The organism is Mesorhizobium sp. M1B.F.Ca.ET.045.04.1.1, from assembly GCF_003952465.1.
In the GTDB taxonomy this organism is placed as follows: Bacteria; Pseudomonadota; Alphaproteobacteria; order Rhizobiales; family Rhizobiaceae; genus Mesorhizobium; species Mesorhizobium shonense.
In genome coordinates this window covers 3,422,610-3,435,277 of record NZ_CP034448.1, presented here as the reverse complement: position 1 = coordinate 3,435,277, position 12,668 = coordinate 3,422,610, and the positions used below count along the sequence as shown (strand labels likewise).

General features: G+C 63.4%; 10 protein-coding genes and 1 pseudogene. 5 read left to right on the top strand and 6 right to left on the bottom strand.

The window, feature by feature from the left end; genetic code table 11:
• Positions 1-66 precede the first annotated feature (66 nt).
• Positions 67-1,408, top strand: a pseudogene (locus EJ071_RS16770) (IS3 family transposase).
• 54 nt (positions 1,409-1,462) lie between these two features.
• Here EJ071_RS16770 and EJ071_RS16765 read toward each other — a convergent pair.
• Positions 1,463-1,858, bottom strand: a complete 396-nt coding sequence (locus tag EJ071_RS16765; RefSeq protein ID WP_126098837.1) for a cupin domain-containing protein — start codon at positions 1,856-1,858, stop codon at positions 1,463-1,465.
• Between the two features lie 297 nt (positions 1,859-2,155).
• On the opposite strand from EJ071_RS16765, the gene EJ071_RS16760 reads away from it, so the two are divergent.
• The 3 genes from EJ071_RS16760 to EJ071_RS16750 all read left to right on the top strand — a co-directional run bounded on the left by EJ071_RS16760 (position 2,156) and on the right by EJ071_RS16750 (position 7,158).
• Positions 2,156-3,685, top strand: a complete 1,530-nt coding sequence (locus EJ071_RS16760) for an EAL domain-containing protein (protein ID WP_126098836.1) — start codon at positions 2,156-2,158, stop codon at positions 3,683-3,685.
• A gap of 255 nt (positions 3,686-3,940) precedes the next feature.
• Positions 3,941-5,992, top strand: a complete 2,052-nt coding sequence (locus tag EJ071_RS16755; protein ID WP_126098835.1) for an elongation factor G — start codon at positions 3,941-3,943, stop codon at positions 5,990-5,992.
• Between the two features lie 668 nt (positions 5,993-6,660).
• Positions 6,661-7,158 carry an isoprenylcysteine carboxylmethyltransferase family protein gene (locus EJ071_RS16750; RefSeq protein WP_126098834.1) on the top strand — a complete coding sequence of 166 codons (498 nt, stop codon included), beginning with the start codon at positions 6,661-6,663 and terminating at the stop codon, positions 7,156-7,158.
• A 20-nt stretch (positions 7,159-7,178) separates the two neighbouring features.
• Here the strand turns inward: EJ071_RS16750 and EJ071_RS16745 are convergent, their stop codons facing one another.
• On the bottom strand, positions 7,179-8,075 hold the full coding sequence (locus tag EJ071_RS16745) for a LysR family transcriptional regulator (RefSeq protein ID WP_126098833.1): 897 nt from the start codon (positions 8,073-8,075) through the stop codon (positions 7,179-7,181).
• Between the two features lie 72 nt (positions 8,076-8,147).
• On the bottom strand, positions 8,148-9,122 hold the full coding sequence (gene trxB, locus EJ071_RS16740) for a thioredoxin-disulfide reductase (RefSeq protein WP_126098832.1): 975 nt from the start codon (positions 9,120-9,122) through the stop codon (positions 8,148-8,150).
• Between the two features lie 220 nt (positions 9,123-9,342).
• Here trxB and EJ071_RS16735 point away from each other — a divergent pair, with 220 nt between their 5' ends.
• Positions 9,343-9,819: an Lrp/AsnC family transcriptional regulator gene (locus EJ071_RS16735; protein WP_126098831.1), complete on the top strand. Its 477-nt coding sequence runs from the start codon at positions 9,343-9,345 to the stop codon at positions 9,817-9,819.
• Between the two features lie 72 nt (positions 9,820-9,891).
• Here EJ071_RS16735 and EJ071_RS16730 read toward each other — a convergent pair whose 3' ends face one another.
• Genes EJ071_RS16730 through rfaE1 form a run of 3 tightly spaced genes read right to left on the bottom strand, consistent with a single transcriptional unit; the run spans position 9,892 to position 12,587 of the window.
• A complete protein-coding gene (locus EJ071_RS16730; protein WP_126098830.1) occupies positions 9,892-10,524 on the bottom strand; it encodes an HAD family hydrolase in 633 nt (210 codons plus the stop codon).
• On the bottom strand, positions 10,517-11,089 hold the full coding sequence (locus EJ071_RS16725) for an SIS domain-containing protein (RefSeq protein ID WP_126098829.1): 573 nt from the start codon (positions 11,087-11,089) through the stop codon (positions 10,517-10,519). The genes EJ071_RS16730 and EJ071_RS16725 overlap by 8 nt, the downstream gene beginning before the upstream one ends.
• Positions 11,090-11,096: 7 nt before the next feature.
• Positions 11,097-12,587: a D-glycero-beta-D-manno-heptose-7-phosphate kinase gene (rfaE1, locus tag EJ071_RS16720; protein ID WP_126098828.1), complete on the bottom strand. Its 1,491-nt coding sequence runs from the start codon at positions 12,585-12,587 to the stop codon at positions 11,097-11,099.
• Positions 12,588-12,668: the final 81 nt, after the last annotated feature.

Sequence of the window (12,668 nt, the reverse complement as noted above, 5' to 3'; positions counted from 1 at the left end):
CCAATGAGAAAACCCGGCTCCGTGAACTGACCCCCGAAAGTTGGACACAACCTTCGGGGGTTTTGCATGTCCAAACACAGTGCGCGTTTCAAGCGCTCGGTTGTCGATAGCTATTTGTGCGGGGATGAAAGCTACGCGAGTGCGGCGTCTAAGCGTGGAGTTGACGCGGCGACTGTGCGCAAGTGGGTTGCTTTGTACCAGGCGCATGGCGATGCCGGGCTGTCGTTACGATGTGGCGTTCAAGCTGTCGGTGCTCGAGCGGATGTGGAAGGACGGTCTGTCGCATCGCCAGACGGCGACGCTGTTCAATATCCGCAATTCCGGTTGCCTGACGGGCTGGGAGAAGCACTATCATGCGGGTGGGATAGAGGCGCTCGGCCCCCGCCCCAGAGGACGACCCATGTCAAAGCCGCCGGCCCCTGCGGTGCCTGTTGCAGCCAGTGACGAGGCCAAAAGCCGCGAAGAATTGCTGGCCGAGTTGAAGCAGTTGCGGATGGAGAACGCCTACCTAAAAAAAACTGAAGGCCTTAACGCAGGAACATGCGCCCAAAAAGCGCAAGCCGTCCAAGCGTTAAGGCCGTTTTATCCGCTTAAGGGCCTGCTCGACCTGGCGAAGCTGCCGCGCAGCACGTTCTATTACAGGCAAAAGGCGGCCTCGCGCCCGGACCGTCATGCGGCGCTGAAGGAGGCGATCAAGGCCATCTTCGACAGCCACAAGGGCCGCTATGGCTATCGCCGGGTGACCGCGCAACTGCGCCAGTTGGGCCAATGCGTCAACCATAAGACCGTCCAGAGCCTGATGGCCGGGATGGGATTGAAGTCACTGGTCAGGCCGAAGAAGTATCGTTCCTACAGGGGCGAGATCGGGCGGACCGCTCCCGATCTCTTTCAGCGCAAGTTCGGCGCCGACCGCGCCAACCGCAAATGGGTGACCGACGTGACGGAGTTCAGCGTGGCCGGCGACAAGCTCTACCTGTCTCCCATCATGGATCTCTACAATGGCGAGATCGTCGCCTTCGAGACGGCGCGCCGGTCGCGCTTCAAACTGGTGGACAACATGCTGACCAAAGCCTTCGCCCGGCTCAACGAGGACGAGCGGCCGATCCTGCATTCCGATCAGGGATGGCAATACCAGATGTCGGCATTCCAGCGCAGGCTGGAGGCCAGAGGCCTTGCACAGAGCATGTCACGCAAAGGCAATTGCCTCGACAACGCACCGATGGAGAGCTTCTTCGCCACACTCAAGTCCGAGCTCTTCCATCCGGAAAGGTTCGACACTGTCCAAAGCCTCGATACGGCCATCAAGGGCTACATCGACTATTACAACCACCGCCGCATCAAACTGAAACTGAAAGGGCTGGCCCCTGTGCAATACAGGACCCAGCCCTTAAATCCACCAGCTCAATGAACCGTCCAACTTTACGGGGTCAGTTCACCGCACCGGGTTTTTTTGTTGGGCGTTTCAGCCGCCATACTGCTCGTCGGAGACTGCCTCGAGCCAATCGGCGTGGCTGCCGTCCAGCGCCTCTTGCATGGCGAGATGCGTCATCGTGGTTTTCGGTCCGGCGCCGTGCCAGTGCTTTTCGCCCGGCGCGAAGGAGATGACGTCGCCGGCCCTGATCACCTCGATCGGCCCGCCCCATGTCTGCGCAAGCCCGGCCCCTGACGTGACATAGAGTGTCTGGCCGAGCGGGTGTGTGTGCCAATGGGTGCGGGCGCCCGGTTCGAAGCTGACCAGCGTCGCCCTGAGCCGCGCCGGCGCCTCCTTCTCGATGATCGGCGTCTGCAACACCTTGCCGGTGAAATACTTTTCGGGCGCGATGATTGTCGGCACGCTGCCGCAGGCAATGATCTTCATCGTTCACATCCTCAATCGAACCGAACCGCGAGTGCGGCATCTCGCGCCTAGTTTCATCCCGGCACGGGGCCAGTGCAACCGGTCTTTCCGACTGCCGATGGTGAGAGCATCGAAGCATGCTTGGCGCTGCCTCAAGTCATTTTGTTAGTCATTCAAAATACTGTCATAAATCGTTGCTTTTTAACCATAAAAACGAGGCGCCGAGTCAGAGAGCGGGAAATGGAGCAGGCAACTGACATGCTCAATGTCTTTTTAACGGCTGGACTCTAGCCATGGCCGTGCTGTGGGGGCGCGGACATGAGCATCTTGGCGACAATCAAGGATCATAGCGGGAGGATTTACCGCGGCATCCAGGCGCTGCTTGTGGTTAGCATCGCCGCTACGGCGATCGCCGCCTTTGGCCTGTCCGAAGACGCGTCCCGCGCCACGGCCCTCGCCATGTCGGTGATGGCGACCAGCCTGGCGCTCCTTGTGCTGATGTATATGCGTTCGAGCGTCGTCCAGCGCCTGCAGTCGGCGGCGGACGCTGAGGCTGAGAAGCACCGTTTTCTCGGCATCGACGCAATGACCGGCGCCATGACCCGACGCTATTTCCTCGAAGCGTTGAGCGACAGGCTGGGCACCTTGCGCAACCGGCGGCAGGCGAGTCTGCTTTTGATCGACCTCGATCATTTCAAGCAGCTCAACGACACCTTCGGCCACCAGTTCGGCGACCTGGCGCTGGCCTATCTGGTCAAGGAGGCGGAGCGCATCTTTGCCGACGGCATTATCGGACGGCTGGGCGGAGACGAGTTCGGCGTCATCGTCCCGCATGGCGACGCGGCCGCTATCAGCAAGGACGCGCGCCGGCTGCTCGACGCGATGCGGGCCGGAAAGCGGCACGAAGGCAAGATCATTCCGCTGTCGATCTCGTTGGGAGTTGCGCTGGCGCCGTTGCACGCCTCAAACTCCACGGAACTGATGTTGCTTGCCGACCTGGCGCTTTATGAAAGCAAGGCGGCAGGCCGGGGCCGCGTCACGGTCTTCGATGAAGAGATGCTCTCGGACAAGCGTTATCGCCGCCTGGTCGAGCGTGAACTGCGCGCCGCCGTCTATCTTGGCGAACTGGAGCTCCACTATCAGCCGATCGTCGGCACAGAGGGCTCCATCGACGCGCTCGAGGGCCTGATCCGCTGGCGCCATCCCGTCCGCGGCCTGATCTCGCCGGCCGAATTCATCCCGATCGCCGAGCGCTCGACCCTCATCGACATGATCGGCGAGTGGGTCTTCAAGCGCGCCTGCGCCGATATCGGCCACTTTCCGGGGCGACGCATTTCTATCAACGTCTCGGGCGAGCAGTTGAAGCGCGACGAGATCGTGACGATGTGCGAGCGCGTCATGCGCGAGACCGGCCGGTCGGCATCTTCCTTCATCATCGAGATCACCGAGACGGTCGCGACCGCCGCGACGCCGGAAATCCTCAGGCGCCTGGAAGCGCTGCGCGGGCTCGGCTTCCATATCGCGCTCGACGACTTCGGCACCGGTCATTGCGGCTTCAACTATCTAAAAACCTTGCCCATCGACAGCGTCAAGATCGACCGCTCCTACATCCGCAGCCTCGCTCACGACCAGGTGGCGCAGATCTTTGTTTCGGCGCTCGCCCAGATAGCGCGCATCCAGGATATCACCATCGTCGCTGAAGGCGTCGAAACCTCGGAGGAGTTCACCCTCGCCCGCACGGCCGGTTGCGGCCGCTTCCAGGGTTATTTCTTCGGCAAGCCTGCGCCGCGCGATAAGACGAGCGCCCTTTGTGCAGCCGATGGCGAGCCGCTGGCCCTTAGCGCCTGACAAGATGGGCGCCTGACAGGATGAGCGCCTGGCAAACCGGGCGCGTGGCAAGACCGAAGCCGGCGCACTCCCTATTTTTCTTGCCCTCTCCGCGAACCCGTGTGACGATGGCCTTGGGCAGGTGGTGAGCAACACCCCGCCCGCGACGGCCGAACAGGCCGGCCGCCGCTCTTCACAGAGTGCGATCGGACGCAAAAACCGGTTTCCACTTTTTGCTGATCGCTCTCTTGGGAAACGCCTGAGTGGAGGTCAGCCATGGGTACTCGCGCCGGAGGACGACGCACGGGACCGAAATGCATTGCCATAGTCGGTCCCTTCGCAAGCGGTAAGACGACACTTCTCGAAGCAATCCTCGCCCGCACGGGCGCCATCCCCCGCCAGAATCCCGTCTCATCGGGCAACACCGTTTCCGATCACTCGTCGGAGGCCCGCGCCCACGCCATGAGCGTCGAGGCGACCTTTGCCACCACGGAGTTCATGGGCGAGCAGTTCACCTTCGTCGATTGTCCCGGTTCCATCGAATTCGCCTTCGAGGCCGAGCCGGTGCTTGCCGCCTGCGATGTCGCCGTGGTCGTGGCCGAAGCGGATGAAAAGAAGATTCCCGCGCTGCAACTCATCATGCGCAAGCTCGACGATCTCGGCGTGCCGCGCATCCTGTTCCTCAACAAGGTGGACAAGGCGATCGCCGGCGTTCGCGAGACGCTCAAGATGCTGCAGCCGGCGAGTTCCGCGCCGCTGCTCTTGCGCCAGATCCCACTGCGCAAGGACGGCGTCGTCATCGGCTCGATCGATCTCGCGCTGGAGCGCGCCTATGTGTACCGCGAATACGCCGAAAGCCAGGTCGCCGAGATTCCCGACGACGACAAGGCGCGCGAGCTCGAGGCGCGCTTCTCGATGCTGGAGACGTTGGCCGACCATGACGACCAGCTGATGGAACAGCTCCTGGAGGAGATCGAGCCGCCGAAAGATGCGATCTTCGATGACCTTGCCGCCGACCTCCGGGCCGGCACGGTGACGCCGGTGCTGATCGGCACGGCGGAGAAGGGCAATGGCGTGCTGCGCCTGTTGAAGACGATCCGCCACGATGCGCCGGATGTCGAGGCGACCCGCAAGCGCCTGAGTGTACCGGACGGCAGCCAGACGGTCGTGCAGGTGATGAAGACTATCCACACGGCGCATGGCGGCAAGCTGTCGGTGTCGCGCGTGCTTTCCGGCCAATTGGCCGATGCGGCCGAGCTTTTCCTCTCCAACGGCGACACGACCAAGGTCTCCGGCATTTACAAGATGCTGGGCAAGGATCAGCTGAAGCTGCCGTCCGCCATGGCTGGCGACACCGTCGCGCTCGGCAAGCTCGACAACGTCAGGACTGGCCAGACGCTGAGTTCGGCCAAGGGCGGCATCAAGCCGCTGTTCACGCTGGAGCCGCCGCAGCCGGTGTTTGCCTTCGCGCTGCGGCCCAAGGAACGCAAGGACGAGGTCAAGATGTCGGCGGCTATCCAGAGGCTTGCCGAGGAAGACCCCTCGCTCAACCTGCACCACAACCAGGACTCCGCGGAAACCGTGTTGTCGGGGCACGGCGAAATGCACCTGCGCGTTGTGCGCGAGCGCCTGGAGGGCAAGAACCAGATCCCGATCGAAGGCCATTCGCCGGCGGTGCCTTATCGCGAGACGATCCGCAAATCCGCGCAGCAGCGCGGCCGCCACAAGAAGCAGTCGGGCGGCCACGGCCAATTCGGCGACGTGGTGATCGAGATCAAGCCGCTGCCCCGCGGCTCGGGCTTCCAATTCACCGACACCATCACCGGCGGGGTCGTGCCCAAGACCTACATCCAGTCGGTGGAGACGGGCATCCGCGACTATCTGAAGACCGGTCCACTCGGCTTCCCCGTGGTGGATGTCGCCGTCAACCTATCGGACGGCTCCTACCATGCGGTCGACTCCTCCGACATGGCCTTCCAGATGGCGGCAAAGCTGGCGATGAAAGAAGGCATGGCGGCCTGTTCGCCGGTTCTGCTGGAGCCGATCATGAAGGTCGAAATCGTCACGCCATCCGATGCAACCTCGAAGATCATCGCGTTGATCCCGCAGCGGCGCGGCCAGATTCTTGGCTATGACGCGCGGCCCGACTGGCCCGGCTGGGACGTGGTCGAGGCGACCATGCCCCAGGCCGAGATCGGCGACCTGATCATCGAGTTGCGTTCGGCGACGGCGGGCGTCGCCAGCTACAAGGCCGGCTTCGACCATATGGCCGAGCTGACGGGGCGCCTGGCCGACGAGGCGATGAACGCCAACGGCAAGGCTGCATGACTGATTTTGGCTGAGGAATGAAAAACGGCGCCCGGATCATCCGGACGCCGTTTCTTATTGCGGACCGTCTTCCTGGGAGGCAACGGCAGGTCCGCCGCATCAGGAAATGGTTCGGACGCGGTAGCTGCCTGAGCCCGGCCTGTCCGAGTGATGCCCCCATCTCCCGAACGGACCAACCGCGTCCTATCATCTACTTAATCGATAGAGTGCGTCCGCGACATGTTACCCGATGTTACATGTCACTGTTACGTGGCTTTCGCTCACGCATTTCCGGCCTCGCCGTGATCTCGGCGCAACAAAAAAGCCGGATCAATAAAGATCCGGCTGAGTTTGATTGGAAGTGCCGATTAGGGCTAACCTCCAGAGGGGAACACTCGAGGGCGCTAATGGGAGGAGAACGCGCCCTGGAGATGAACTATATATGTGCTCATCATGCCCAAGAAACAAGCATCTATTTTGCAACACACGCATGCAAAAAGACGCAGGCTGTGGTCCAACCCGTCCCAAGAACCGATAGGACCAGAAAAAATCGCCGAATCGTGTGCCTTTCCAGCGTGAAAGCGATTGCTGATATGCAAATCAGGTCCGATTCTGCCCCGTAAAACGCGTGAAATCAAAATGATGCGGATTCGGGCAGGCTGCGTTTACTTTTGCGGCAGGAGGGACTGATGCGAACTTTTTCGGCAATCGCCGGCAGCGCGCTATTCCTCGTTGCTGCACCCGGCGTGGTTGCAGGGCTGATACCCTGGCTGCTGACCGACCATTATCGCATGCCGCTGTCCACCGTGCCCGGTTTCGTGCCCGTAGGCTGGATCCTTGTGGCCGGGGCGGCAGGGATCCTGGTTCACGCCTTCGCCCGCTTCGCCTTTGAGGGACTTGGCACGCCCGCTCCCGTGGCTCCGACCGAGAAACTGGTCGTCGGCGGCATCTATCGCCACGTGCGTAACCCCATGTATGTCGCGGTGCTATCGATCATCCTCGGCCAGGTGCTCATCTTTTCGAGCGGAGCGGTGTTCGTCTACGGCCTGATAGCTGCGGCAGCGATGATCTCCTTCGTCAAAGTCTACGAGGAGCCGACACTCGCCCGCCGCTATGGCGCAGAGTACGAAACCTACCGCCGCGCCGTTCCCTGCTGGTTGCCGCGCATCACACCCTGGCGCGGATAGCAATCGCGCCCGGCCGCGTTTCAGAACGACCAGCTGCGCGCCTTCGCGATGATGAAATCGCGGAATACATGCAGCTTCGCCTGGTTCTTCATCGCGTCCGGATAGGCGAAATAGGTGTCGAAGGACGGCACCTCGGTCTCGGGCAGCAACTGCACCAAGTTCGAGTCCTTGCTGATGACGTAGTCCGGCAGCATGGCGATGCCGGCGCCGCCCTGAACTGCGCGCTTGATCGACAGGATGTCGTTGATCTGCAGCGTCGGCACCCTTTGGCCGCCCTCGAAATCGCCGACCGTCTCCAGCCAGTTCAGTTCCGACAGATGCGAGGGCACCGGCACGCCGAAGGTGACGATGCGATGGTTCCTGAGCTCGGCGATCGAGGCCGGCTTGCCGAACTTCGCCACATAGGAGGGTGCCGCGTAGAGATGGAAATGCACGGTGAACAGCCGGCGCTGGATGAGATCCGGCTGCTGCGGCTGCCGCAGCCGAATGGCGCAATCGGCCTGGCGCATGGTGAGGTCGAGTTCCTCGTTGGCGAGGATCAGCTGCAGGCTGATCTCGGGATAGAGCTCTATGAATTCCTGCACCCGCTCGGTCAGCCAGCCGGCGCCCAGCCCCACCGTGGTCGTCACCCTCAGCACGCCGGAGGGGCGGTCCTTGGTTTCGGTCAGCCGCGACTTGATTGTCTCCAGCTTCATCAGCACGTCATGCGCCGTGCGGAACAGCATCTCGCCCTGCTCGGTCAGCACGAGGCCGCGCGCGTGGCGATGGAACAGCGCCACGCCGACGTCATGCTCCAGCGCGCTGACCTGCCGCGAGATCGCCGATTGCGACAGATGCAGCGTCTCGGCGGCATGGGTGAACGACCCAGCCTCCGCCGCAGCGTGAAACACGCGTAGCTTGTCCCAGTCCAGCGCCATGATTCCCCTCGCGTTGCCTTTGGCGTCTGAATGAAAAATCAGGCTTTTAAACGGCGTTCTTCAGCCGATCGATTATTCCGCCGCTTCGCGGTGGACTTCGATCCCCGCCAGATATTTTTCCGCCTCGAGCGCAGCCATGCAACCGAGCCCCGCCGCCGTCACCGCCTGCCGGTAGACATCGTCGGTGACATCGCCGGCGGCAAATACGCCGGGCACGTCGGTGCGGGTCGAATCCGGCGCTGTCCACAGATAGCCGTTCGGCTTCTGCTTGAGCTTGCCGGCGAAGAGCTCGACCGCCGGCGCGTGGCCGATCGCGACGAAGACGCCATCGACTTTCAGCCGCGACACTTCTCCGGTCGCCACGTTGCGCATCTTCAAACCCTCGACCGAAGGCGGCAGCGGCGCCTTGCCCGGCTGCCCGGTGATCTCGTCGACGACGGTATCCCAGATGACGCGGACATTGTCCTTCTTGAACAGCCGCTCGCGCAGGATGCGCTCGGCGCGGAAATCGCCGCGCCGGTGGATGACGGTGACGCTCTTGGCGAGGTTGGCGAGATAGAGCGCCTCCTCGACCGCCGAATTGCCGCCGCCGACCACCGCGACATCCTTGCCGCGATAGAAGAAGCCGTCACAAGTGGCGCAGGCCGATACGCCGAAGCCCATGAAGGTCTGCTCCGATGGGATGCCCAGCCACTTGGCCTGCGCGCCGGTGGCGATGATCAAGGCATCCGCGGTGTAGACGGTGCCGGAATCGCCGGTAGCGCGGAATGGCCGCACATTGAGGTCGACCTCGGTGATGATGTCGTTGACGATGTCCGTGCCGACATGCTCGGCCTGCTTCGCCATTTGCTCCATCAGCCAGGGACCCTGGATCGGATCGGCAAAGCCCGGATAGTTTTCGACATCGGTGGTGATCATCAGCTGGCCGCCCTGCTGCAGACCAGCGACGAGCATCGGCTTCAGCATGGCGCGGGCGGCATAGATCGCCGCCGTGTAGCCGGCCGGGCCTGAGCCGATGATGAGAACGGGCGCATGTTTGGTGTTCATGAAAAAAGTCCCCTGCGGCGCGAAGCCGTGGCTAGTTGCCGGTAATGTAAGTGTTGCCCGCCAAGCCAGCAAGGCAGCTTGGCCTTCGTCCCCGGAAAGCTGCCTCACATGCATATGGGGCCATATCGCGACCCCGAGCAGAAAAATCATTGCAAAGGGATGGCCTCCCGCGCGAAACCTAATTACAAAATCGCGAAAGATTCTTGCGCGAAAGCCGATCATGCCGCTCAAAGCCGATCTCGACGCCATCGACTGGAAGATCCTGCGCGAGCTGCAGAGCGACGGCCGCATGACCAATGTCGAGCTGTCCAACCGGGTCGGCATCTCGGCGCCGCCTTGCCTGCGCCGCGTCAGGCGGCTGGAAGAGGCCGGCATCATCCGCGGCTACCGCGCCCTCCTCAATGCGCCGGCGCTCGGCATGGACGTCGTCGCCTTCTGCCTGATCGGCCTGCACCATCAGGCCGATGCCGAGCTGAAGACTTTCGCCGAGCGCACGCGGGGCTGGCCGATCGTCCGCGACGCCTGGATGGTGTCGGGCGAGTCCGATTTCCTGCTGCACTGCGTGGCGAGCGACCTCGGCACCTTCCAGACCTTCGTCATCGAGGAGCTCGCTTCGGCGCCGAATGTCGACACCGTGAGGACGGCGCTAACCATCCGCCGCGTCAAGGACGAAGGGCTGGTGGCTTTTCCGAGCTGATCACCACGCCGGCTTCCCATAAAAGCGCTGGAAAGCCAGCAACCTGGCACTCGACGTTGAATCAGGATGCGATCAGAGCGACCGTATCGCGGCCAGCAGGCCGTCGAGATCGCGCGCGTCGCGCAACGGCACAACCGCGAGCCCGTCCATCGTCGAGGCCTCGCCATCGACAAGCCAGCCACGCTCGAGGCCGGCGCGCTCGCCCGCTTCCATATCGGCGGGCTTGTCGCCGACGATCAGCGAGCGTTTCAGGTCGACACCGAGGCGACGCGCCGCCTCCATCAGCATGCCTGGATTGGGCTTGCGCATCGGATGGTCGGCGACCGCCAGCGGACCCGAGCCTTTCTCGTGATAGCCGCAGGCAAGCACCATATCGACGACGGCATTCCTCTCCGCAAGCAGGTCGAGCACCCTCTGATTGACGGCCGCGAACGCCTCCCAGCCGAAATAGCCGCGCGCAATGCCGGACTGGTTGGTGACGATGACGACTGGAATGCCGACCCGGTTAGCTGTCTCGATGACCGGCAGCATCTGCGGCCTGAGCACGATCTCCGCCGGATCGCTCGGATAGTCCGTGTCGACATTGATCGTGCCGTCGCGATCGAGGAACAACGCCGGCCGGCCCGCCGGAAACGACCTGGCGCCGATCCGCTCGACCCACAAACCGGGCTCGACAAGCGGATAGGATACTTTGTCTTCAGCCATTGCTGAGACGCGCTTCCACCGCCTCGCAAAGATGGTGGTAAAGGCACAGATGCCCCTGCTGGATGATCGGCGTCGAGGTCGACGGCACGTTGAGCAGGATGTCTGTCAGCGGCTTGAGCTTGCCGCCGCTGTCGCCGGTCAGGCTGATCACCGTCATGCCCATGGCCCGCGCCTGCTCGGCGGCGGCAAGGATGCTCGGCGAATTGCCGCTGGTGGAGATGGCAAGCAATACCGCGCCTTCCGATCCGTGCGCCTCGACCTGGCGCGAGAACACGGTGTCGAAGCCGTAGTCGTTGCCCCAGGCGGTCAGCACCGCCGCATTGGCCGGCAACGCGATGACATTGTAGGCCTTGCGCTCCTTGAGGAAGCGGCCGACCAGTTCGCCGGCGATGTGGATGGCATCGCTCGCCGAGCCGCCATTGCCGCAGATCAGCAGCGCCTTGCCTTGCGAAAGCGCCGCAACGACCGTGCTGACAGCGCGTTCCATCTCGCCGGTGAGGTCGCGCTCGACCATCGCCGAGATCGCCGCCGCGGAGCGGGCCAGATAGTCGTTCAGCTCGGACATGAAACCCTCAATTCGTGCCGCCGGCGCGCAACTTGCCGATGGTGTTGGTCGTGCTCTTGCCGGCGACGAGATCGACCAGCACCACGCGGCCGCCTGCCTTCTGGACCAAATCGGCGCCGACCACGGTCTCGATCGTGTAGTCGGCCCCCTTGACCAGGATATCGGGCTTGAGCGCCTCGATCAGCTTGAGCGGCGTGTCTTCCTCGAAGACGACGACGGCGTCGACCGAGGCAAGCGCCGCGAGCACGCAGGCGCGGTCATGCTGGTCGTTGACCGGGCGTCCGGGACCTTTCAGCCGGCGGACCGAGGCATCGCTGTTGAGGCCGAGCACCAGCCGGTCGCACTGGCTGCGCGCGGCGTGCAGCAGGCTGACATGGCCGGCATGCAGGATATCGAAGCAGCCATTGGTGAAGCCGACCGACAGCCCCTCCTCCTTCCACGCCGCCACCATCCTGGCCGCCGCGTTGGCGTCCAGAATGGCGTCCTGGTGGACGACAGGCCCATGCGAGCGGAACAGCGCGCCGGAGAGCTCCTCGACGGTCAGCCGCGCCGTGCCGCGCTTGCCGACCACGACGCCGCCGGCGGCATTGGCGATTGTAGCGGCCTGCACGCGATCGGCGCCGGCGGCCAGTGACAGCGCGAAGGTCGCGATGACCGTATCGCCGGCGCCGGACACATCGAACACTTCGCGCGCTTGCGTCGAGATGTGGCGGGCATCCTCGGCGGTGACGACGCTCATGCCCTTTTCACTGCGTGTGGCGACGATGAACTCGAAGTCATGCGCGGCGATCAGGTCGCGCGCCGCAGCGACGATCTCCTCGTCGCCAAACACCGCGCGTCCAACCGCTTCGCCAAGCTCCTTGCGATTGGGCGTGACCGCCGTCGCCCCGGCATAGCGCGCATAGTCCCGACCCTTCGGGTCGACCAGCACCGGCTTTCCGGCATCGCGGCAGATCGCGATGAGCTCACCGGCGACGCCGTCGAGCAGGATGCCCTTGCCGTAGTCGGACAGGATGACGATGTCGGCCCGCGCGAGTGCTGCCTGGAAATGGTCGATGAGCTTCGCCCGCTCTACGGCGGTGAGCGGCTTGATCTCTTCCTCGTCGAAACGCAGCACCTGCTGGTTGAGCGCGCTGAAGCGGCTCTTCGACGAGGTCATGCGGCCGTTCTGCTGCAAGAGGCCGTCGGTATCGGCGCCGAGATCGCCGAGCATGCGCATGAGGTTGTCGCCGGCCTGGTCTGCCCCGATCACAGACACCGGGATCGCGGCGCCGCCCAGCGAGACGATGTTGGAGACGACATTGCCGGCTCCGCCCGTGGCCAGCATCTCGCCCCTTCCGTGCAGCACCGGGATCGGCGCCTCCGGCGAGATCCGCTCGATGACGCCGCTGACGAAGCGGTCGAGAATGAAGTCGCCGACCACCAGCACGGTGACGTCGCCGAAGCGGGCGATGGCGCGATGCAGGGGTTCCGGGGAAGGCAGATGGTGCTCGATCATCTCACTGGCACGCGCCTGAAGGGCGGTTCTTGATCAGGGTTGCAGCACCGGAATTCCGGCGCCCGTCATTCTTCGCGATGC